General features: G+C 68.2%; 21 protein-coding genes. 11 read left to right on the top strand and 10 right to left on the bottom strand.

Translation table 11 applies throughout. The annotated features are described in order from the left end of the window. Window positions 1-45: 45 nt before the first annotated feature. From AAHA49_RS14370 to AAHA49_RS14345, 6 genes are all read right to left on the bottom strand, one after another. A complete protein-coding gene (locus AAHA49_RS14370) occupies window positions 46-1,656 on the bottom strand; it encodes a type III PLP-dependent enzyme domain-containing protein (protein ID WP_342038762.1) in 1,611 nt (536 codons plus the stop codon). Between the two features lie 105 nt (window positions 1,657-1,761). Next, window positions 1,762-2,145 (bottom strand): hypothetical protein, encoded by a 384-nt coding sequence (locus AAHA49_RS14365; protein WP_342038761.1) that lies wholly within the window; start codon window positions 2,143-2,145, stop codon window positions 1,762-1,764. Next, complete coding sequence (locus AAHA49_RS14360) at window positions 2,142-3,779, bottom strand: PucR family transcriptional regulator (RefSeq protein ID WP_342038760.1); 1,638 nt, start codon at window positions 3,777-3,779, stop codon at window positions 2,142-2,144. The genes AAHA49_RS14365 and AAHA49_RS14360 overlap by 4 nt, the downstream gene beginning before the upstream one ends. Before the next feature lie 8 nt (window positions 3,780-3,787). After that, on the bottom strand, window positions 3,788-4,132 hold the full coding sequence (locus AAHA49_RS14355) for a hypothetical protein (RefSeq protein ID WP_342038759.1): 345 nt from the start codon (window positions 4,130-4,132) through the stop codon (window positions 3,788-3,790). Between the two features lie 196 nt (window positions 4,133-4,328). Beyond that, the gene (locus AAHA49_RS14350) at window positions 4,329-5,003 is read right to left on the bottom strand and encodes a response regulator (RefSeq protein WP_342038758.1); all 675 of its coding nucleotides are present in this window, start codon (window positions 5,001-5,003) and stop codon (window positions 4,329-4,331) included. Continuing rightward, complete coding sequence (locus AAHA49_RS14345; protein ID WP_342038757.1) at window positions 5,000-6,433, bottom strand: sensor histidine kinase; 1,434 nt, start codon at window positions 6,431-6,433, stop codon at window positions 5,000-5,002. Before AAHA49_RS14345 ends, AAHA49_RS14350 begins: the two co-directional genes overlap by 4 nt. Window positions 6,434-6,703: 270 nt before the next feature. Between AAHA49_RS14345 and AAHA49_RS14340 the strand changes: the two genes are divergently transcribed. Continuing rightward, window positions 6,704-6,958 carry a hypothetical protein gene (locus AAHA49_RS14340; protein WP_342038756.1) on the top strand — a complete coding sequence of 85 codons (255 nt, stop codon included), beginning with the start codon at window positions 6,704-6,706 and terminating at the stop codon, window positions 6,956-6,958. Window positions 6,959-7,078: 120 nt separating this feature from the next. Here the strand turns inward: AAHA49_RS14340 and gabT are convergent, their stop codons facing one another. From gabT to AAHA49_RS14320, 4 genes are all read right to left on the bottom strand, one after another. Then, complete coding sequence (gene gabT, locus AAHA49_RS14335; protein WP_342038755.1) at window positions 7,079-8,443, bottom strand: 4-aminobutyrate--2-oxoglutarate transaminase; 1,365 nt, start codon at window positions 8,441-8,443, stop codon at window positions 7,079-7,081. Window positions 8,444-8,673: 230 nt separating this feature from the next. Then, the gene (gene ygfZ / locus AAHA49_RS14330) at window positions 8,674-9,906 is read right to left on the bottom strand and encodes a CAF17-like 4Fe-4S cluster assembly/insertion protein YgfZ (protein ID WP_342038754.1); all 1,233 of its coding nucleotides are present in this window, start codon (window positions 9,904-9,906) and stop codon (window positions 8,674-8,676) included. A gap of 1 nt (window position 9,907) precedes the next feature. Next, window positions 9,908-10,507 carry a nitrobindin family protein gene (locus AAHA49_RS14325; protein WP_009380443.1) on the bottom strand — a complete coding sequence of 200 codons (600 nt, stop codon included), beginning with the start codon at window positions 10,505-10,507 and terminating at the stop codon, window positions 9,908-9,910. 333 nt (window positions 10,508-10,840) lie between these two features. After that, on the bottom strand, window positions 10,841-11,644 hold the full coding sequence (locus AAHA49_RS14320; RefSeq protein WP_100227527.1) for an ammonia permease: 804 nt from the start codon (window positions 11,642-11,644) through the stop codon (window positions 10,841-10,843). A 123-nt stretch (window positions 11,645-11,767) separates the two neighbouring features. On the opposite strand from AAHA49_RS14320, the gene AAHA49_RS14315 reads away from it, so the two are divergent. From AAHA49_RS14315 to pstA, 10 genes are all read left to right on the top strand, one after another. After that, on the top strand, window positions 11,768-12,661 hold the full coding sequence (locus AAHA49_RS14315) for a winged helix-turn-helix domain-containing protein (protein ID WP_342038753.1): 894 nt from the start codon (window positions 11,768-11,770) through the stop codon (window positions 12,659-12,661). Next, the gene (gene mshD / locus AAHA49_RS14310; RefSeq protein WP_342038752.1) at window positions 12,658-13,644 is read left to right on the top strand and encodes a mycothiol synthase; all 987 of its coding nucleotides are present in this window, start codon (window positions 12,658-12,660) and stop codon (window positions 13,642-13,644) included. The genes AAHA49_RS14315 and mshD overlap by 4 nt, the downstream gene beginning before the upstream one ends. A 3-nt stretch (window positions 13,645-13,647) precedes the next feature. Beyond that, a complete protein-coding gene (locus AAHA49_RS14305) occupies window positions 13,648-15,792 on the top strand; it encodes an RNA degradosome polyphosphate kinase (RefSeq protein ID WP_342038751.1) in 2,145 nt (714 codons plus the stop codon). After that, entirely contained in the window at window positions 15,789-16,763 is a 975-nt protein-coding gene (locus AAHA49_RS14300; protein WP_342038750.1) for an NUDIX hydrolase, read from the top strand. Before AAHA49_RS14305 ends, AAHA49_RS14300 begins: the two co-directional genes overlap by 4 nt. Before the next feature lie 46 nt (window positions 16,764-16,809). Beyond that, window positions 16,810-17,697 (top strand): IS5 family transposase, encoded by an 888-nt coding sequence (locus tag AAHA49_RS14295; RefSeq protein ID WP_342038749.1) that lies wholly within the window; start codon window positions 16,810-16,812, stop codon window positions 17,695-17,697. Window positions 17,698-18,043: 346 nt separating this feature from the next. Further along, complete coding sequence (locus tag AAHA49_RS14285; RefSeq protein ID WP_025403777.1) at window positions 18,044-18,352, top strand: ArsR/SmtB family transcription factor; 309 nt, start codon at window positions 18,044-18,046, stop codon at window positions 18,350-18,352. Beyond that, window positions 18,349-18,570, top strand: a complete 222-nt coding sequence (locus tag AAHA49_RS14280) for a hypothetical protein (RefSeq protein WP_025403776.1) — start codon at window positions 18,349-18,351, stop codon at window positions 18,568-18,570. Before AAHA49_RS14285 ends, AAHA49_RS14280 begins: the two co-directional genes overlap by 4 nt. A 527-nt stretch (window positions 18,571-19,097) precedes the next feature. Beyond that, window positions 19,098-20,198 carry a phosphate ABC transporter substrate-binding protein PstS gene (gene pstS / locus AAHA49_RS14275; protein ID WP_040342373.1) on the top strand — a complete coding sequence of 367 codons (1,101 nt, stop codon included), beginning with the start codon at window positions 19,098-19,100 and terminating at the stop codon, window positions 20,196-20,198. A gap of 209 nt (window positions 20,199-20,407) precedes the next feature. Continuing rightward, complete coding sequence (gene pstC, locus AAHA49_RS14270; protein ID WP_051995621.1) at window positions 20,408-21,316, top strand: phosphate ABC transporter permease subunit PstC; 909 nt, start codon at window positions 20,408-20,410, stop codon at window positions 21,314-21,316. 2 nt (window positions 21,317-21,318) lie between these two features. Beyond that, window positions 21,319-22,458: a phosphate ABC transporter permease PstA gene (pstA, locus tag AAHA49_RS14265; protein ID WP_040342349.1), complete on the top strand. Its 1,140-nt coding sequence runs from the start codon at window positions 21,319-21,321 to the stop codon at window positions 22,456-22,458. Window positions 22,459-22,484 lie beyond the last annotated feature (26 nt).

Here is a 22,484-nt window from a genome sequence, read left to right as displayed (position 1 = left end):
GTTGTCGGGACCTCGTGGACCATAAGTCCAGGTGAGACCCTGCTATTACCTCATAGTAGATTCTTCGCCGTCGTTTTTCGGGGACCTCTGCCCGGCTGTGTCCCGGCGCGATCGCAGTGCCGGAGAGCTCGCCTCCTCCCCTGCCTCGGCGAGGAGTTCCGCGATCGTCTGCCCGCGGCGGATGAGGGCGAAGTCCAGGCTTCCCTCGCCGAGGCGGTCCCCCGGATCCGTGATCCCGTCCGCTGGCGCGCCCGTCGTCCGGTAGCCGTAGACGGGGACACGGGGCAGGAGGTTGTAGGAGAACGGGTTCGAGAAGTAGTACGCGCCCGTGTCGGGGACGGCGACGAGGTCGCCGGCGTCGAGCCGGGGAAGGAGACGGTCCTCGGCGAGGAGGTCACCGGCGAAGCAGGCAGGTCCCGCGACATCGGTGGCGATCACCTCGGCGGAGGCGTCAGCGACCTTGGGCCTGCCGTCGGCGGTGAACGGGAGGATGCGCAGGGGCCAGTCGGCAGGGGCGTACGCGGTGCGGGTGGCGACCTGGACTCCGGCATGGGTCATCGCGATGCGGCGTCCGCCGGTGGTCTTCGCGTACTCGACGCGGGTGAGGATCGTCCCGGCCTTCGCGAGCAGGGACCGCCCGAATTCGGTGACGATGTCGAAGTCGACGAGCCCCGGCACCCGGGCGTCGAGGACGGCGCGGTAGTCGGCGAAGGTCGGCGTCACCTCGTCGCCGAAGAAGTTCACCGGCAGTCCCCCGCCGATGTCGATGCCGGTGACCTGCCGACCCTCGGCGCGAAGATTGATCTCGCGGGCGAGGTCGACGGCGACGGCGACTCCTTCGGCGATCTGGTCGAGGGTCATCCCCTGCGAACCCGAATGGACGTGGATCCAGCTCAGCCACGGCCGGGCGAGGAACGCCTCGACGAGCGCCTCACGCGCACCGGGGTCGGCGAGGCCGATGCCGAACTTCGAGGTCGCCGTCGCCGTGCTCAGCGCTCCGATCTCCCCGACCCCGGTCTGCGGGTTGATGCGCACCCCGATCGCCGAGGCGGTGCCCGGGTGCTCGCCGAGCAGTCCGTCGAGGCGGTCGAGCTCCTCCCAGTTGTCGACGTTGATCGCGGCGCCGAGGTCGAGGGCGCGACGCAGCTCGCTCATGGTCTTCGCGGGAGAGTCGAAGACGATCCTCTCCGGACCGAACCCCGCGGCGAGGGCGAGTTCGAGCTCCCCCGGGCTCGCGACCTCACACCCGGCTCCCGCCTCGGCGAGGAGACGCAGCACGGGCAGCAGCGGCACCGCTTTGCATGCGACGGCGTGGAGGACTGCGGTGTCGGCGGCGAAGGCCGTGGTCAGTGCCGTGAACGCCGCGTCCACCTCGTCGAGGTCGAGGAGCCCGATGACGGGCGAGGCATCGCTGAGCGCCGGGACGCCTCCGGGCGTCGGAACGCCTCCGGGCGTCGGGACGGAACGATCAGTGGATGCGAGATCGAGACCGGCATCCGAAGCAGAGGCATCCTCGCTGCCGATGCTCTCGATACCGGCGTCTGAAGCAGTGGCGCGGGCGATCCGTGCGATCGCGAGCGCTCGGCGGTCGGATGCGCTGACGGCGGCGGGCACCTCGGCGACGGAGGACTGTCCACTGACTGTGCGAGACGGCATACCGCCACTGTAGACGGCCTCACCTGGGCCGATGCGGCGACGATCCTCCAACGTCGACGCCAGCCGATTGTGGGATTCTCACAATGGGAGCCTCACCCGTCGTCGTCACACGTTGCGCAGCTGGACGGGGATCGACTTCCACCACCAGCCGGCCGACCGATCCCAAGTGCCGTTGGTCCGCAGGAAGGATTCGATCTTCTCGCGGGTCGTGTGGGAACCGTACTGGACTTCGATGATCGCGCCCTGGCACCGGGGCACGGCGATCGCCTCGGAGTCGTCGAAGGTCGGGAAGTCGATCACGGCGGATTCGACGATGCCGCTGTCGGGGACCCGCGAACAGTCGACGAACGAGGGCACGCTGTCATAGAGGGCGCTCTGGACGATGACCGACGACATCACGGTGCGGTACGCGAAGCAGCCGGCGAGGAACGCGACGACGAGGGTGCCGAGGATTCCTCCCGTCCACATGAGGGCACGACGGCGCCTCACGACTCGGATCCTGTCGGACGTCGACGCTGCCGGTCGAGGACGAGCAGAGAGCACTCGAGCCACAACCGGTCCGCTCGGCGCATCGGTGAGAGTCCGGTGAGCTCCTCGATGCGGAAGAGGCGGTGGCGCAGGGAGTTCGCGTGGACGTGGAGGCGCCGGGACGCCTCGGCGGAGTTGCCCACCGTCTCGAAGTACACCTCGACGGTGCGCACGAGCTGACCCTGGTGGGCGGCATCGTGGACGGCGAGGATCTTCGCGGGCGCGGCGATCCGCGGATCCGCCTCGGTGAGGGCATCGGCGATCTCGAGGCCGACGAGTTCGGCCGGGAGGTCCGCCGCGATCGCGGCGTGAACCGAGGTCGACGACCACCTGGGCAGGTCCTCGGGGCTGCCTTCCTCAAAGGAGGCGGAGTCGGGGTCGGCGAGCGCCTCGAGGGCGTCGAACACGTAGACGGCGTCCGTCCACGACTCGTGGACGCCATCGAGGCGGTGCACACTCGCCCCCACTCCGATGGTGAGCCTCGCGCCGGTGGGCATGGTCCTCTCGAGGGTGTCGACGATGCGTTCGCGCACGTCCTCTTCGTCGGTCGCCTCCGCTGATTGGAGGAGGATGGCGACCCGGTCGGCGATGCGGGCGAGGACGACGTCGGCGAACGCGGCACGCAGATGGAAGCGGAGAAGCGCCTCGGCATCGGCGGGCAGCGGATTCAGCGCCAGCGCCGTGTAGTGGCCGGCGAACGGCAGGGAGAGCAGGGTCGCGGCCGGGGCGAGATCGTGGGTGCCGGCGAGGATCGACCCGAGCGCCTCGGCCCGGATGCGTGCGTCGAACGGCGAGCGCCGCAAGGTCCGCAGCATGACGGGCACCGCGGCCCGGGCGGCCTCCCGGAGGATGTCGCGGACGGTTCCGGGGTCCACCTCGGCGGGGTAGGCGGCCCAGATCGTGCCGAGCATCTCCCCGTCGCTGCGCAGGGCGATGACCGACCGCGCGGGATCGTCCGCGGTGGCCGGGCGCTCGACGACATCGGTCGACGCGCGGACGGCCGGGAGGAACCCTGACTCCTCGAGCTGGGCGATCCGCCAGTCCGGGATCGCCCCGGTGAGGATCGTCTGCTTGCGGATATCGTCAAGATCGTCGCCGAGGTTGGCGTGGGCGAGCACGCGCGACGCCGGGTCCTCGATCGTGATCGATGCCCGAGTCGAATCCGCGATGACCGCGGCGAGCGAGCTGAGATCGTCGACATCCGGCCAGGTGAGAGCCGTGGAGGCACCCTCGGCGAGCTGCCGCAGGTGGAGGAGCGTCTCCGCCCAGGTGACGCCAGCGGTGCGTTCGAGGACGAGGGGGAGGGCGGCGGTGCTCGGGTTGATCGCCTCATCGCCGAGGTGAGCGTGAGCCCCGGGCGCGACGACGAGAGCCGCCGCCCCGCGATAGCTCTCGAGGAGGCGATCGAGTTGCGCTGCTGCTTCGGTGATGAGAACGACCGTCCCGTTCAGTCCACGAGGGTCGTTGCGGTCGACATCGAGGTCGAAGTCGATGCGTCGGACCGCGGTCTCACCGTCGGTGCGATTGAGCGGCAGCAGGATGTCGGCCGACTCGCGGATGAGACGTGCGAGGGTGAGAGTCGTCGGTTCACTCATAGGCCCACTCAATCACGGATCTCTTCCGCGGCATCCGGGGCCTGTGGTGCGGACTGATGCGCAGGAGGCGTCGTCGGCGCGGGCGGAATGTGCGCCGTCGCCTGTGATGCAGCCGGCGTCGCGGGCTGGTGCGCGGACGCGCCTGCATGCGCCGAATCGGTGGGGACGAGGTGCGCGAAGGATCGGGTGCGGTCGGCTGCCTTCTGCGCCTTGAGCCGATCACCGAGCAGCCGATTGACCTTGATGAGCACGGCCAAGCCGACGATGAGGATCGCGAGGACGAGCACCGTCACCGCGACGTACACGAGTGTGATCAGGAACCCCACGGCCCCCATCGACATGTCCATGTCCATTCGAATCGCCTCTTCCCCGTCGCTCCGTTCCGCCGAGCACAGGCATGATCCCGCGCTCAGGCCGCCGCACATCGTCGACGCCCCAGCCATCCACTCTGACGGGCGCGCAGCCATGTGTCATCGCACGAAAGGATGAGATTGCGCGACTTTCTCAGGACCCGACCGTCCCGCACCGCCTATTCGGGCGAGTAGAAGCCTATTCGGGCGAGTAGAACTTGTACTGGATCGCACGGACGACGACCTGCGCGAGGTTCTTCGCACCGAGTTTGATCCGCAGATTCCGGGCGTGGCTCTTCACCGTGTGCATCGTGATGAAGTGCCTCTCGGCGATCTCCGAATAGTCGCGGCCCTCGCAGACCTCGATGAGCACGGTGTGCTCCATCTCGGTCAGCGCCGGTGCCTGGGAGGGCACGTCGGGAACGGTGTCCCCACTGATGAGGATGTCCTCGGCCAGGGAGCGCAAGAGCACGGGAGAGTCCCCGTCGAGGGCCGCCTCGGCGACGCGGACGAGTTCGGCATCGGAGGCGGACTTGTTGACGGCCGCCATCGCTCCGGCCTCGAGCGCGCGGGCGAGCCCGGGACCGGGCGAGACCGTGGTGAGCAGGACGATCGTGGCCTTCGGCTCGAGCGCGATGATCTCCTTCGTCGCGTCGACCCCGCTCATCCCCGGCGGCATATTGACGTCCATGAGCACGAGGCTCGGTCGCAGGCGGGCGAAGGCCTCGACACCGTCCTCACCGGAATGCTGGGGGTCGAGGACGTCGAAGGACCCTGACTCCCGCAGCGCCGCAGCGACGGCCCGCGTCGTCCACCGGTCGTCGTCGACGATGAGCACCGAGGCGGGTCGCACCACAGCCGTCGGTTCGCTCACGCCCGACGGTCCTCGAGGCGGCGATGGGAGTGTCCGCGGTGGAGGGTCAGCTCCTCATCCTCGGGGGAACCGACGGACCGACCTGTCCCGCCGCGCGTGGCGATGCTCAGAGAGCGGTCATGACCGGAAGTCGCGCCGACCGCGCCCGAATGACCGATGCCCGCACTGTCCGTACCACCGCCGAGCGCAGCCGATCTCGCGTTCTGATCGCGGAAGTCGTCCTTGACGGGCACGGCTTCGACACCCACCTCGGAGTCGACGAGTTCGAGCGGATGGGTGACGGTGACGACGACCCGACCCTGCGGATCCGCGCTGACGAGAACCCGCCCGCCGACCGCCTCGGCGCGGGTGTTCAGGGACCTCGGCACCTGGGCCAGGGGTGCGTCGGCGACGTTGATGCTCGTGTAGCTGAGTTCGACCGACCGCGGAACGGTCCGGCGGGCGACGATCTCGAGGGTCGACGCGGTGCCGGGGGTCGAATAGCGGATGACGTTCGTCGCGAGTTCGAGGATGAACGCGGTGAAGTGCTCGCCCACGGCCGGCGAGGCGAATTCGGGCAGGGTGCCCACGGTCGTCGAGACGCGCACTCCCCCGGCCGCACTGCCGTCCTCGATCGCCGAGGTGAGCAGGTGGGCTTCGGCCTGGAGCTCGATGTGGGGGCTGGTCGGGGCATCCTCGCGGAGGCGGCCGACGAGCTGGCGCAGTCGCTTCGCAGCCTCGGCGTTGACCATCGCGAGTTCGGCGATCATCCGATCCGAACCGAGCGCGTGCGGGTTCCGGCCGAGCGTCTTGATGATCGCCGCCTCGGTCGACAGGGAGTGCGAGATCGTGTCGTGGGTGTCGCTCGTGAAGCGCGTCCGCATCGTCTCGAGCGCTCTCGCGTTCTCCGCGGCGGCCTGCTCACGGCGGGTGATCTCGCGTCGGATCCGCAGTTCGACGAAACCGGCGGCCGCACCGACGAGGCACGTCGTCAGCCAGCCGTAGCCGAGGTCGATGAGGCCTTCGGGACCGCCGTCGAGTCCGCCCTGCGCGGTCGCGGTCAGCTGATAGGCGAGCAGGCACAGCGTGCCGAGGCCGGCCGCCCACCAGCGCATATAGCTGAACAGGACGGCGGTGGCGAGGATGAGCGACTCCGTGAACATGTTCTCGAAGTCGGGGTACTGCCAGAGGAACACGCCGCTGAGGACCGCCGAGGAGATGACGACGGTGAACGGCAGGAACGGTGCGACGACGATGAGCACGTAGGCGAGTGCGGTGAGGACGACGTAGAGCGGCTCGTCGAGTTCGAAGGCTCCCGGGACGAGGGCGGTCAGTCCCATGACAAGAGCGAAGGCCCGGATGGGCAGATCGACGAAGCGCGGTCCGCGCAGGAATCGCCACACCGAGGTGCTTCCTCGAGCCCCGGATCCGTCCTCTGTCAACGCACGCATGACTACTATTGTCCTACATCTCGCCGTTTTCGCCTCGTTCGTCCCACGGCCGCGTGAGTCGGGTAAGCAGCGATCGGTGCTGTGAGCCCACCCGAGGTCGTGCGTGCGACATTCACCGGCGTCAAGGATCGCAGATCGCCGACCCGATCTCATACTTTCGTGTGAGGCGAACTGGCCCGCACGTTGACTACGATGACCTCGGCCGTCCGTCGCCGAATCGACACGGAATGGGCCGCTCACTCTCATCACCGTCAGCTCAAGGACCCCATCATGATCAGAAGCTGGCTGCGGAACACCTCGAAGAGGACCGTGGGAACCGTCGTCGTCATCCTCTGCCTCGTCCTCATCGCGGTTCCCGCGGCGATCCTCAACGGCGCTCTGTCCTTCCTCTTCGACTCCCCCGAAGAGGGGCTCCTCTCGTTCGTCATCGTCCTCGGCCTCGGGGTGGCGATGCTCGTCGGTGAGCTCGCGATCGACACCGTCAGAGAGAAGATCGCCGAGCGGCGTCGCGGCAGGAGCCGCTGACTCCCCCAATACGAACGACCCTGCCCGCACCCCGACCGGAAGGAATCCGGCACCGGGGGCGAGCAGGGTCGCAGTCGTTCAGCGCAGCGCCGACGACCGGGCTCGGCCGTCGACCGCTGTTCAGCCGAGGATCTCGGCGAGACCTGCCTCGATGACGTCGAAGCCGTCGTTCAGCAGTTCGTCGGAGATCGTCAGCGGCGGAAGGAAGCGCAGCACGTTGCCGAAGGTGCCCGTCGTGAGGACGAGGACGCCGTTCTTCGCCGCGTAGGCCGCGAGCTCCTTGACGAGTTCGGGGTTCGGGTCGATCGAGTCGCGACCCACGAACTCAGCGGCGATCATGGCGCCGCGGCCGCGGATGTCGCCGATCTCCGGGTACTTCGCCTGGAGCTTGACGAGACGATCGGTGATGAGTTCGCCGATCTCGGTCGCGCGTTCGAGCAGACCGTCGTTCTCATACGCCTCGATCGCACCGAGGGCGGCCGCACACGCGGTGGGGTTGCCGCCGTAGGTGCCGCCGAGGCGACCCGGGCCGACCGAGTCCATGATCTCCGCGCGACCGGTCACGGCCGAGAGAGGCAGACCGCCGGCAATGCCCTTCGCGGTGGTGATGAGGTCGGGGACGATGTCCTCCCATTCGGAGGCGAACATCTTGCCCGTGCGGGCGAAGCCGGCCTGGACCTCGTCGGCGACGAAGACGATGCCGTTCTCACCAGCGAACTCGACGAGAGTCGGCAGGAAGCCCTCGGCGGGAACGATGAAGCCGCCCTCACCCTGGATGGGTTCGATGACGATCGCGGCGACGTGCTCGGCGCCGATCTGCTTCTCGATCATCGTGATGACGCGCTTGGCCGCCTCTTCACCGCTGACCTTCGTGCCGGCCGCGTCGTTGTCGCGGAACGGGTAGGACATGGGGGCGCGGTAGACCTCGCCGGCGAAGGGACCGAAGCCGGCCTTGTACGGGTGGGCCTTCGCAGTCATCGCCATCGTCAGGTTCGTGCGACCGTGGTACGCGTGGTCGAAGACGACGACGGCGTCCCGGCCGGTGTGGGCACGGGCGATCTTCACGGCGTTCTCGACCGCCTCGGCGCCCGAGTTGAGCAGCACGGTCCGCTTCTCGTGGTCACCGGGGGTGAGCCGGTTGAGCGCCTCGGCGACCTCGACGTAGCTCTCGTACGGGTTGACCATGAAGCACGTGTGCGTGAAGGCCTCGAGCTGCTCGGTCGCGGCCTTGACGACGCGGGGGTTCGAGTTGCCCGCGGTGGTCACGGCGATGCCCGAGCCCAGGTCGATGAGCTGGTTGCCATCGACGTCCTTGAGGATTCCTCCTCCGGCGGCCACGACGTAGGCCGGCAGGCTCGAGCCGACACCGGTCGCGACGGCGCTCGACCGCCTGGCCTCGATCTCACGGGACTTCGGTCCCGGGATCTCGGTGACGATCTTGCGTTCCTGCGGCAGCGCTTCGCCGCCAATCTCCAAAGCTGTCATAACGGGAACAATAGAGTGTGACGACGGTTCTTGTCATACCGAGTCCGTCTGGTGGGCAGAACCCGTATTCAGGCCTGCCGAAAGGTGCGGAATCCGTCGTCATCTCCGCGTCACCGCCGGGGTCGTTCCGGGGTCACGGCAGGGGCTCTCATCACGGACGATCCCCTCGCCGAGGCGACCGACCGTCACCGGGGCACCCCCGCCTCGGCGCGGGGCCGGGTGGGAGGTTCTCAGCGGTGCTGATTCCGCATGTCGACGTCGCGGTTGCGGCCGGGCAGGGTCCGGTCGTGTCCGCGTTCGGGGGCGACGATGATCTCCTGGGCGCCGGTGACGATCCCGCCCTCGCCGAGGTCGACGCTGAGCGGAGCGTCGGCGGCGACGGTGCGCTTGACGACCGCGAGCCCGATGGGCCCGAGCTCGTAGTGCTGGGCGACCGAGGTCAGTTCGCCCACGGGACGCTGCGTGCCGCGGACGGCGGCGAGCACCTCGGCGCCGGGGTCGGGGTGGATGTGCCCGGACCCGTCGAGGTGGACGAAGACGAGGCGCCGGGGCGGCTGGCCGAGGTTGTGCACCCGGGCGACGGCCTCCTGACCGCGGTAGCAGCCCTTCGCGAGGTGGACGGAGGTGCGGAGCAGGTCGAGTTCGCCGACGAGGGACTTGTGATCGATCTCGTTGCGGCCCGGCCGCCAGGCGGCGACCCGCAGGGCCTCCCACGCGTCGAACCCGGCCAGGCGGTATTCGCTCGCCGAGGTGCCGGCGAGATCGGCCCGGGCGACGATGCCGATGACGAACGGTGTCTCGAGGCCGGGATGGTCGGTGCCGGCGACGTGCTCGCCGAGGTCGACCTGCGCGTACGAGGCCGAGCCCGTGCCGATGTGCGGCCACGGATCGGCCCAGACCCGGGTGACCGGCAGGGATTCGGGGAGGGCGCGCACGGCGCCGATGGCCTGGAAGTCGTCGCTGAGGTCCTCGATCTCCACGCGCATCATGAAGACCATGCGGCGGAGGAAGTCGAGGGTGTCATCGGTGCGCAGGTCGCTCAGCGCCCACAGCGCCTCACCGTCGTCGATCAGCCGCAGCCAGCCTTCGATGCGGCCGTTGGGGTCGAGGACGAGGGTCTCGGTGGAGACCCCGGGGGCCAGGGTGTCGAGCTTCTGCGTCGTGATCGAGTTGAGCCAGGTGAGCCGGTCGGCTCCGGTGAGGCGGAGGACGCGCAGGTGCGGGAGGTCGACGATCGCGCCGCGTTCGGCGAGCGCCCGCTGTTCGCGCAGCGGCTCCCCGTAGTGCATCGGCGTCTGTGCGAGATCCCCGGTGCCGAGGACCGCGGACGAACTCAGCCCGCGCGACAGGGAGGACGGTCGCGGAGGCGGGGTCGCCTCGGCGGGGGTGGTGTCACCTGCGCCCGCAAGGGTGTCGGTCGGGTCCGCGTCGGGGCGGGTGTCGGGGTCCGGTGTCCCGGTCATCTCAGCTGAGCTTCTTCAGCCTCGCCGAGGAGTGGGTGGCGAGTTCATGGCCGAGGGCGGCCATGTCCCACGCCCACATCAGCTCGCCGCCGACGAGACCGTACATGCGGGTCGAGGCCGTGTACTCCTTCGCGGTCTTCGTCCTGGCCACGACGTCGGTGCTCAGGTCGATGCGCGGGCCCTTGACGTAGCCGGCGTAGAGCTCCATGACACCGTGGGGGTGGACGATCTCGGCTTCGATCTCGAAGGCGTCGTCGTTCGTCCGCAGGGTCTCGACCGCCGCCGCCGAGGTGAAGCTCGGCTCCTCGGTGGGCACGAGCATCCCGGGTCCGACGTCCCCGGCGTCGCGCGGACGCACGAGCTGCCAGATCCCGGTCTCCAGGGTCAGGGTCGAGTCGAGTTCGCCGTCCTCGGTGAGCAGCCACGCGTGCGCGTTGTACTGGAGGTACGGGGTGCCCGGGTGCGCGACGAATTCGATGCGCTGGCCGAACTGCTTCTCAGGGGTGTCGGCGTATCCGACGACGCCGACGCCTTCCCATGAGCCGATGAGCCACGAGAGGGGAACGAGTTCCGGGTTGACTGAGGCGTCGATCTCGATCATGGGTATCAGCGATTGACCACGATGAGGGACTTGACGACCTTGTAGGCGACACCTGCTGCGCCGAGCGCGGCGATGCCGACGAGACCGGAGAAGACGATTTCGAGCAGAACGAGGTTTTCTTCCATGCCGCTCAGTCTACAGTCCGAGCCCTGACGTGCGACAACCGTCCGGGAGCCGGGCAACCCTGCGGCGAAGGGCGTGCTTGCCGGCAACCTTCCGGGCGCTGGGCAACCGTGCGCCAGGTTGCCGAGCGCCCGGGAGGTGGCTGAGAGACGAGTGGTTTGCCCAGACGGTTGCCGAGCGCCCGGAGGGTTGCTGAGAACGGGCGGCGGCTCAGAGGGCGATGCGCTCGAGGGCGTAGACGACGACGCCGCCCAGGGCGATGGGGGCCGCGCCGAGGGCGAGCTGGACCGCGAAGCTGCGGGCCTTCTCGACGTTGCGCTTGAGTTCGATGTTCTGCGACAGCTCGAGGTTCGCCGCCTGGTACTGGGCGTAGGCGATGAGTCCGAGCATCCGGTCGACCCCGGCGACGAGCAGACCCATGACCGCGCCGAGGATGAGTGCGATCGGCCACGTGAAGCTGCTGTCGAGGATGATCACGGACATGATGCCCGCGACCGCCGTCGACATCGCGACCGCGAGCGGGGACGTGTAGATCGCCGGCCACGGCAGCGCCGTCATGCACTGCGCGGCGATGATCGCGACGAGGCCGACGACGATCGCCTCCTTGTCCCCGGGCACGGTGGCCGCCGCGACCCAGGTGCTCGCGGAGAGCACGATGACGACGCCGGCGACCTGCGCGGAGACGTTGGCGACCGCATCCGAAGCGCCCATGCCGCGGGTGAGGTTCTGCACGAAGGTCCACAGCAGCCCGAGGCCCGCGAGGACCGGAAGCCAGTCGAGGTAGGGTGCGGTGTCGTCCTGCCATGCGGCGAAGAGTCCCGCGAGGCCGAAGAGCGCGAGCATGATCGAGGTCGCCCGCGGCTGCGGGGAGTCGGTGAGGCGCGGCCAGCCGTAGGAGACGCCCAGGACGATGAGTCCGGTCGCGATCACGAAGAGCGTGTAGCCCCAGTACACCGACCCGCTCAGGGCGACGGCGAGGGCAAGCGCGACTGCTACTCGAATCCATCTGATCACTCATCTATCGTGCCCTATCGCCCCCACCGGCGACGATTCGTGAAACGCCGCCCGAGTCCGTCCCGCGGCCTCGATATACTTTGGCTCAGGCCGCACACACGTCGATGAGGGGGCACGCAGAGCATGAGGATCCTGCACGTCTGCCCCGCCCCCGCGCTCTCCGCCCCGCTCGCCCCGCAGGCCCTGGAATACCTCGGCCACCAGGTCGAACGCATCAGCGCTGAGGAGGTCCCCGGCTCCACGGCCACCGCCGACGTCGCCGTCGTCGACGCCTGCCTCGACCTCTCCCTGGCCCCGCGGATCGGCGCCGTCCTCGACTCCGCCGGCCTCAGCCTGCCCATCGTCGTCGTCCTCACCGAGGGCGGCCTGGCGACCGCCTCGGCGAAGTGGGACGTCACCGACATCATCCTCACCACGGCCGGCCCCGCCGAGGTGGAGGCCCGGCTGCGCCTCGCCCGTGACCGCTTCCGCTCTGCAGGCACTCCCGCCGCCGGTCAGGGACCGACCCGCCTCGGCGAGCGTGCCGGGGCCGGCAGTGCGGGACCGGTGGGCGGGTGGAACGAGAACGGCGAGCCGATGGTCGTCGTCACCGGTGCCCTGCGCATCGACGAGACGTCATTCACCGCCGATCTCGGGGGCCGGTCGCTCGACCTCACCTACCGCGAGTTCTCACTGCTGAAGTTCTTCGCGATGCATCCCGAGCGGGTCTTCACCCGCGATGAGATCCTCCTGGGCGTATGGGGCGACGACTACTACGGCGGCACCCGCACCGTCGACGTCCACGTCAGGCGGCTGCGGGCGAAGCTCGGCAAGGACCTCGAGAACGCGATCCACACCGTCCGCAACGTCGGCTACCGGTTCAGCCCCGACGCCGGAGCCGGTGACGACGACGAGGAGGGCGACCCCGGCGACACCACAGGGTCCGTCGACCCCACCGAGCCACGCGACCCCGGCTCCGGCAGGACTCCTGCCGCTGCCGCGACCAGCCACCCCGCCGATGAGGAGATGAGCGCATGAGAATCGCCGCATCCGGTGCCGTCACGGGCACCCCGATCGACACCGTCACCGAGGCGGAGCTTCACTTCCTCGAGCGCGTGGCCGAGTCCGACGGGGCGCCGGAGATCTCCGGCGGGCTCCTCGCCATCGCCCGCGGTGAGGATCGCAGCCACGACGCCCAGACGGCCTCGAGCGTGTGGCGCGTCTACGCCGGCGGCCAGAATCCTGCCGACGGCACGACGCCCGCCGACAGCCCACCAACCACCGAGCTCATCGGCTTCGGGATCCGGGCACTCCAGGGTGAGCGCCACGCCGCCGAATTCCTCATCGCCCCCGACCACCGCGGCCACGGCCTCGGCGAGACGCTGCTGAGCACGATCCTCGCCGAACAGCCCGAGGCATGGTGCTGGGCCCACGGCGACTCCCCCGTTGCCCGGCATCTCGCGGACAAGCATGAGCTCAGCCGCGACCGTGTGCTCTTCCAGATGCGCACCGACGACGGCCTCGCACTCTCTGACCTCCCCGAGGTCAGCGTCCCCGACGGCGTGAGGCTGCGCTCGTTCGCCCCCGGCGACGAGGCCGGCTGGCTGCGGGTGAACAACGCGGCCTTCGACTGGCACCCGGAACAGGGTGCGCAGACGCTTGATGACATCGCGGCCATCGTCGGCGCCGCGGACTTCGACCCCGATTCGGTCATCCTCGCCGTCCGCGACGGCGAGATCATCGGCTTCCACGAGACGAAGCTCACCGACGGACCCGACGGCCGCCTCGGCGAGGTCTATGTCGTCGGAGTCGACCCCGCGATCCATGCGAAGGGGGTGGGCCGGGCGCTCACACTCGAGGGGATGCGGCGGATGGTCGCGGCCGGGGCGCAGGCGATCGAACTCTACGTCGAATCCGACAATGCACCGGCGCTAGGCTTGTACGAGCGACTGGGGTTCCACGTCGCGGTCGCGCATGTCTCCTATGCGCCGGCTTCCTCGACTCAGAGCACTCAGGAGTAATCGATGTACGACGTCATCGCAGCCGGGCGCGAGCTCGACCTGCCCGATCCCGCCGACCGATTCCTCGACCGCGAACTCAGCTGGCTCGCCTTCAACGAACGCGTCCTTGACCTCGCCTCCGACCCGGAGGTGCCGTTGCTCGAGCGAGTGCGCTTCCTCTCGATCTTCGCCTCCAACCTCGACGAGTTCTTCATGGTCCGCGTCGCCGGCCTCAAACGCCGCATCAACACGGGCCTCGCCGTGCCCACGGTGACCGGACGGATGCCGCTGCAGGTCATGCACGCGATCAGCATCCGGGCGCATGAGCTCATGACCCGGCACGCGGAGCTGCTCAAGAACGTCATCGGACCCCAGCTCGACGCCGAGTCGATCTCGAAGGTCTCGAGGGACGAGCTCACCGACACCGAACGGGCCCGCGTCGACGAGTTCTTCGCCGGCCACGTCTTCCCCGTCCTCACCCCGCTCGCCGTCGACCCGGCCCACCCGTTCCCCTACATCTCCGGGCTCTCCCTCAACCTCGGCGTCCTCCTGCGCTACCCCGACTCCGGCAAGGAGCTCTTCGCCCGGGTCAAGGTGCCCCCGCGCCTGCCCCGGTTCTTCAATGTCGCCGAGGCGACCGACCGGCCCGCCGGACGCGACGTCCCCGCCCGGTTCGTCGCTCTCGAGGACATCATCGCCGCCCACCTCGACGCCCTCTTCGACGGCATGGAGATCATCCACCACTCGACGTTCCGGGTCACCCGCAACGAGGACCTCGAGGTCGAGGAGGACGACGCGGAGAACCTCCTCAAGGCTCTGGAGAAGGAGCTGCTGCGGCGGCGCTTCGGCCCGGCCGTGCGCGTCGAGATCACCGAGGACATCCACCCCCGGGTCCGGGAGATGCTCAAGGACGAACTCGGCATCGACGAATCCGAGATCTATCAGCTGCCGACCCCGCTCGACCTCTCCGGCATGTCCGACATCGCCGACGTCCCCCGCGACGACCTCCACTTCCCGAAGATGGTCCCGCAGATGAACAAGGACCTCTCGCTTAGGGAGTCGAGCGACCAGGTCGACGTGTTCGCCGCGGTCTCGAGCCGCGACATCCTCCTCCACCACCCCTACGATTCGTTCTCCACGAGCGTCCAGGCCTTCCTCGAGCAGGCCGCGGCGGACAAGAACGTGCTCGCGATCAAGCAGACGCTCTACCGCACCTCCGGCGACTCCCCGATCATCGACGCCCTCGTCGACGCCGCGCAGTCGGGCATCCAGGTCCTCGCGGTCGTCGAGATCAAGGCCCGCTTCGACGAGGAGGCCAACATCACGTGGGCCCGCAAGCTCGAACGCGCCGGCGTCCACGTCGTCTACGGCATCGTCGGGCTCAAGACCCATGCGAAGCTCTCCCTCGTCGTCCGGCAGGAGGCCGAGGGGCTCGCCCGCTACTGCCATGTCGGCACCGGCAACTACCACCCGAAGACCGCGCGCCTCTACGAGGACTTCGGCCTGCTGACGAAGGACAAGGCCGTCGCCGACGACCTGACGAAGCTGTTCAACCAGCTCTCCGGCTACGCCCCGCGCGCCGAGTACTCCCGCCTCCTGGTCGCCCCCACCCGGGTGCGGGCAGGGCTCATCGAACTCATCGACGCGGAGATCGCGATCGCCGAGGCGGGCGGTGAGGGCTGCGTGCGGATCAAGGTCAACTCGATCGTCGACGAGGGCATCATCGACGCCCTCTACCGCGCCTCCCGGGCCGGGGTGAAGGTCGAGGTCTTCGTCCGCGGCATCTGCGCCCTGCGTCCGGGCATCCCCGGGCTGAGCGAGAACATCACCGTCCGCTCCGTGCTCGGCCGGTTCCTCGAGCACTCCCGGGCCTTCGTCTTCGGCAACGACGGCGACCCGATCGTCTACATCGGCTCGGCGGACATGATGCACCGCAACCTCGACCGGCGGGTGGAGACGCTCGTCGAACTCGTCGCCGCGAACCATCGGGCGGAGATCATCGAACTCTTCGATCTCGCCTTCGCCCCGACCACCTCGGCGTTCGAACTCTCCGGGGACGGGACGTGGACGCGGATGACGCACGGACCCGACGGGGAGGAGCTCACCGACTACCAGTCCGAGCTCATCCGCAGGCATCGGAAGCGACGGCAGATCGGGGAGGACGCGTGAGTCCCTCGACGGTCGCATCCGCGCAGGCGTCCTCGCGGGTCACCGCCGACATCCTCGCCGCCGGCGCCGTGTGCTGGCGCAACGGCGCCGAGGGCATCGAAGTCGCCCTCATCCACCGCCCGCGCTACAACGACTGGTCGTGGCCCAAGGGCAAGGTCGAACCCGGGGAGACGCTGCCGGAGGCGGCGATCCGGGAGGTCAGGGAGGAGACGGGCTTCGACGTCCGCCTCGGCGTGCCCCTGCCCACCGCGGAGTACATGGTCGGGGGCAAGAACCTCAAGAAGGTCTTCTACTGGTCCGCCGAGGTCAAGGGCGAGGCGACGTTCGCTCCGCACAATCCGCGTGAGGTCGATGAGGCGATGTGGCTGCCCATCGCCGAGGCGCGCACGAAGCTCACCGCCTACGCCGACCGGGAGCAGCTCGACGCGCTCGAGAAGTTCGATGAGACGGATGCGCTGCGCGCGTGGCCGCTCATCCTCGTCCGCCACGGCAAGGCGTTCCCGCGTGCGAAATGGTACGAGACCGAGCATGTCCGGCCTCTGCTCGCGCTCGGCACCCGGCAGGCGATGGCCCTGACCGGACTGCTCGCCGCGTGGGAGGTCAGGAAGCTCGTCTCGAGTCCGTGGAAGCGGTGTGTCGCCACGCTCGCGCCGTACTCCGCGGCCACGGGCAAGTCGATCAAGAAGGTCTCGACGCTGAGCGAGAAGGCCACCGCGGCGAACCCGGACAAGACCGCGCGCTACATCGAGAAGTTGCTCGAGAAGGGCAAGCCGACCGCGTTCTGCACGCATCGACCGGTCCTGCCGACGATCCTGCGGGTCTTCGCCGAGCATGCCCCCAAGCGGGTCGCGCAGGTCCTGCCGACCGAGGACCCCTACCTCAAACCCGGGGAGATCCTCGTCGCCTACGTCCGACCGGGCACGGTCGCGCGCATCGTCGAGATCGAGCGGTTCCGACCGATCGACGCCTAGGGCGTGTCTCCTAAGTTCGTGAGGACGCGGGGGTGACGGTAGGTCAATGAGCCGGCGAAGCGTGTTGTCCGATACCCAATGGGAGACGATCCAGCCCTTGCTCCCCGCTCAGCGCCCCTGGTCAGGGAGGCCGAGACGGGATCATCGACAGGTGGTCGAGGGGATCATCTACCGCTACCGGTGCGGGATCGCCTGGCGCGATCTCCCCGCCGACTTCGGGCCCTGGCAGACAGTCTGGAAGCGCCACCGCGCCTGGGCAGTTGATGGCACCTGGGACCAGGTCCTCGACGCGCTCCTGGTCCGTGCCGACGCGGACGGTGACCTGGACTGGTCGGTCGCGGTCGACTCCACGATCTGCCGCGCTCACCAGCACGGCACCACCCTCGAGCGCACCACAGGGGCGCAGTGGAATCACAAGAATCTCCGCGTCGAGCCAGCTGATCACGCGCTGGGCCGTTCCCGCGGCGGGCTCTCGACGAAGATTCATCAGCTCGTCGATGGACACGGCCTACCGCTGGTAATCCTCTGCGGACCCGGTCAGGGAGGGGACTCACCGATGCTCGCCCCACTGCTCGACGCCCTCTCCGTCGCCCACAAGGGACCAGGTAGACCGCGCACCAGACCGGACATGTTGCGCGGCGACAAGGCCTACTCCTCCCGCGCCACCCGCCAGACTCTGCGCCGTCGCGGGATCAAGGCCGTGATCCCCGAACCCAGCGACCAGCAGCAACACCGTCGCAACCGCGGTTCACGCGGCGGACGCCCCGTGGGTCTCGACATGGAGGCCTACCGCGGCCGCAACGTCATCGAGCGCGGCTACAGCGACGTGAAGCAATGGCGCGGCCTGGCCACCCGCTACGACAAACTCGGCCTGACCTACCGAGCCGGAGCCGTCCTCCGCGCGATCATCCAATGGCTCAACCACCTCGTTTGACGAGGTTTCGGGATATCGCTCCCAGACCTACGCACTCGTCCGTTCCGGGGAGCTGCGCTCGATCCAAGTCGGCGGCCGTGGGCAGTTGCGCGCCGAGCACCCCGAGCTCGAGGCGTCCATCCAGCGCTGCGGCGAGGAGACTGCGCAGCTCGTCGCGCGCAAGGAGGAGGCGACCCCATGAGGTCGACCCCTCCCGTACTCGCCGGCGGTGCAGGCCGGCCCGCAGTCCGACCGGCCACCCCGGGTGAGCAGCCAGCGTCTCCGCCAGACCCGGCAGAACTTGCGCACCGCTGACTGTAAGCATATACTTACACCTGACATCGTTCGATTACGATCCGGAGGGGTGATGGACGCAGCACGGCTTGCTCAGATGCTCAGTGCTCTCGGAAGTGAGCCTCGGTTGCGAATTATCGCCTCTCTAGAGACGGAGTCGACCCATGTCAGTGAGCTGGCCCGCCGACTCGGGATGTCTCGGCCACTGCTCTACCAGCACCTCAACCGCTTGGAAGCTGCTCGACTCATCGAGAGTGGCCTGGAACAGCTCGGAGAGAGCCGAGTGAGGAAGCACTACTGGGTCGCTCCGTTTCGGCTTGAAATAACTCCAGACCACATTGTGCACCTGATTAATCAAGAACAGGAAAGGGAATCTTCATGACACTTACCGCTACCGTATTTGTTATCATCCTCGCCGCCGCACTACCACTCGCGATCTTCGTTGTTCTTACCGTCTGGGTGGTACGCACCGTCACCAGCGCACGACGCGAAACGGCGACGGCGATCGATGGTTCGAACCAACTCATCGTGGAGCACCTACGCAACATCACCGAGCGGTTGGATCGGATTGAGGCCCAACTCAGCGAGGTCCCCGAGTAATCAGGCCCTCCAGAGAGCCGGTGACCGCCACGCCCCTCTTCATGACGCTGGAGGGCGTGCAGACCATCATGTCCATTGGCCGCTCCCAGCCCTACGCACTCGTCCGCTCCGGTGACCTGTGAGCGATCCAGGCCGGCGGCCGCGGACTTTGGCGCGTCGAGTGCCCCGGGCTCGAGGCATCCAAGCCCACCCACCGTCAGACCTCCAACCTCCACGACCTTAAGAGACACGCCCTAGGGGCGACCGCCTCGGCGAGGGAATCCGGGCACGGAGGCCGCGAGGGCGGGGGCAGCGTTTCCGCTTCGGCGGGAGCACACCTCACGCGAGGGCGCACGCCTGATCGCGTCGAGTGTTTCACGATTCGACCGTTCCCTGTGATCGAGCACTCAGGACTCCCCCAATCCTTCAGCGTCCATTCACCTTCCGTTCACTGAGCAAATCCCCAGCCTTTACACACCCTCTTTAGCGTTGAAGGCGAACGATCGAGATCGCTCGAAAACGTGTGCTCAATCCAGAAAGGCATCTTCGTGAAGCTGAAGCATCTTGCCCCCACCGTCGCATTCCTCGCAGTCGGCGCGCTCACCCTGTCGGCCTGCGGTGGAACCTCCGCCACGGGAGAGTCCGCCAGCGGCGGCGAAAGCAACCTCCAGGGCACCATCACCGGCATCGGCGCCTCCTCGCAGAAGGCCGCCATGGATGCATGGACCGCGGACTTCACCTCGGCGAACTCCGGCGTGACCGTCAACTACTCGCCTGACGGATCGGGTGCCGGACGCGAGCAGTTCCTCGCCGGCAACGCACAGTTCGCCGGTTCGGACGCCCACCTCGACGACACCGAGGCAGAGAAGGCCAAGGAGGTCTGCGGACCCGACGGAGCCTTCGAGTTCCCGGTCTACATCTCCCCGATCGCCGTGGCGTTCAACGTCGAGGGCGTCGACTCGCTCAACCTCTCCCCCGACACGATCGCGAAGATCTTCAAGGGCGAGATCACGAACTGGAACGATGCGGCGATCAAGGCCGACAACCCCGACGCCACGCTTCCCGATCTCAAGATCACCGCCGTCCACCGCGCCGACGACTCGGGCACGACGGAGAACTTCACCGAGTACCTCAAGGCCACCGCCGACAAGGTCTGGGACCAGGAGCCGGACGGCAACTTCCCGAAGAGCTACGGCGGCGAGGCCGCGCAGGGCACCGACGGCGTCGTCCAGACCGTGACCGACACCAACGGTGCGATCGGCTACGCCGACGCCTCGGCCGTCGGTTCGCTCAAGTCCGCCAAGGTCAAGGTCGGCAACGAGTTCGTCGAGCTCTCCCCCGAGGCTGCGACCAAGGTCCTCGACGCCTCGAAGAAGGTCGAAGGCCGCGGCGAAGGCGACCTCGCCTTCGACCTCGCCCGCGACACCACCGAGTCCGGTGCCTACCCGATCGTCCTCGTCTCGTACCACATCGTGTGCTCGTCGTACGCCGACCAGAACACCGTCGACATGGTCAAGGCCTGGGAGAAGTACGTCGTGTCGGAAGAGGGACAGGCCTCGGCTGCCGAATCGGCCGGTTCCGCCCCGCTGTCGAACGACCTGCGCTCGCAGATCAACACCGTCCTCGACTCCATCAAGGTCTCAGGCTGAAACTGACGCTTTGACCTGGAACTCCGTACAGTCGAAGAGCGGCGTAGCTCGCGCTACGCCGCTCTTCGGTGCCCAGGATCGCCCTCTGATCCACACTCGTCACCTGAGGAGCAGCTGTGCCGACCAGCACACAAACCACTGAGACCGGCCCCGCCGGCACGCCTCAGCCGCGCGCTGAGGACCGTCCGAGCCCGACGGCGAAGGCCGTTGTGCGGCCCGGAGACCGGATCTTCTCCACCGCGACTCTGCTCGCGGGCATCCTGATCCTGCTCACGCTGGCCGGCGTCGCCCTCTTCCTCCTCGCCCAGTCGAGCGAAACCATCGAGGCCCAGATCTCCGATCCGAGCTCGATCACCGGCGGCAACGGTTTCTTCGCCTACGTCTGGCCGCTCGTCATCGGCACGCTCGTGTCCTCGGCGATCGCGCTCGTCGTCGCCACGCCCTTCGCGCTGGGCATCGCACTGTTCACCACGCACATGGCGCCGCGGAAGCTCGCCCCCGCGCTCGGCTACGTCATCGACCTCCTCGCCGCGATCCCGTCCGTCGTCTACGGTCTCTGGGGTCTCACGCTGGCCGGCAACCTCACCGGCTTCTACGCATGGCTGGCCCAGTGGTTCGGGTGGATCCCCCTCTTCGCCCCCGACGCCGACGGCAGCGTCTCGAACACCGGTCGCACGCTGCTCACCGCCTCGCTCGTCCTCTCGATCATGATCCTGCCGATCATCACCTCGCTCACCCGCGAGATCTTCCTGCAGACCCCGCGCCTGCAGGAGGAGGCCGCGCTCGCGCTCGGCGCGACCCGCTGGGAGATGATCCGCATGGCCGTGCTCCCGTTCGGCAAGTCCGGCATCGCCTCGGCGACCATGCTCGGCCTCGGCCGCGCACTCGGTGAGACGATGGCCGTGGCCATGATCCTCTCCCCGGGTCTGCTCACCGCCTCGCTCATCGTCAGCGGCAACCAGACCATCGCCTCTGAGATCGCGCAGAACTTCCCAGAGGCCGCAGGACTGAGGCTCTCCGAGCTCATCTCGATCGGCCTCGTCCTCTTCGTCATCACCCTGCTGGTGAACATGGCGGCGCGCGCAATTGTTGCCAAGACATCCGTGAAGGGCAGTTGATGATGTTGACCACTTCAGACAATTCGACGACCAAGACCCGCGCGCTGACCTCGAAGCAGCTGCCCAAGGCCACCCCGTGGATCATCGCCGTCGCCTCGATCCTCATCGCCGTCGGCATCACATTCGCGGCCACCGGCGGGTTCTCCGTCGCGATCGCCGCGATCCTCGCCGGCCTCATCAACCTCGTCGCGGTGCTCGTCATCTCCGGCGCCTACGAGGGCCGGCGCAAGGCCGTCGACCGGGTCGCCACGACGATCGTCACCTCGACCTTCGTCCTCGCCTGTGTGCCGCTGATCTCCCTGCTGTGGCTGACCGTGTCGAAGGGCGGGTCGGCGATCAACATCGATCTGCTCACCCGCACGATGCTCGGCATGAAGGGTGTGCTCGACCAGCAGTACGTCGCCGGTGAGGCCTCCCTGGCCGGCGGTTTCTACCACGCGATCGTCGGCACCGTGCTCATCACGCTCGCCGCCTGCGTCATCTCGATCCCGATCGGCGTGCTCACCGCGATCTACCTCGTCGAGTACGCGGGCAAGAACAAGCTCGGTCGGGCGATCACGTTCCTCGTCGACGTCATGACGGGCATCCCCTCGATCGTCGCGGGTCTCTTCGCCTTCGCGCTCTTCTCCACGATCCTCGGCATCGTCATGCCGGATGCCGCGGGGGCGGCGAAGACGGGCTTCACCGCCTCGGTGGCCCTGTCGGTGCTCATGATCCCGATCGTCGTGCGCAACACGGAGGAGATCCTCCGCCTGGTCCCGATGGACCTGCGCGAGGCCTCGTACGCGCTCGGTGTGCCGAAGTGGAAGACGATCGTCAAGATCGTCCTGCCCACCTCGATCTCCGGCATCCTCTCGGGTGTGACGATCGCGATCGCCCGTGTCATCGGCGAGACCGCCCCGATCATGGTCACCGCGGGCTTCGCGAAGTCGCTCAACTGGAACCTGTTCTCCGGCTGGATGTCGACGCTGCCGACCTACATCTACGATTCGCAGCTGCGGCCGGTCTCCCCCGGCGAGGCGGCCCTGGCGAGCTCCGAGCGTGCGTGGGCTGCGGCCCTCGTGCTCGTCCTCCTCGTCATGCTGCTCAACCTGCTCGCCCGCGTCATCGCTAAGGTGCTCGCACCGAAGGCCGGACGATGACCCGGGCGACCGCCTCGGCGGGGATC

The sequence above is a fragment of the Brevibacterium ammoniilyticum genome (assembly GCF_038429965.1).
Taxonomy (GTDB): domain Bacteria; phylum Actinomycetota; class Actinomycetes; order Actinomycetales; family Brevibacteriaceae; genus Brevibacterium; species Brevibacterium ammoniilyticum.
The sequence above is the reverse complement of the archived record's forward strand: the minus strand, read 5'-3'. Positions and strand labels throughout refer to the sequence as shown.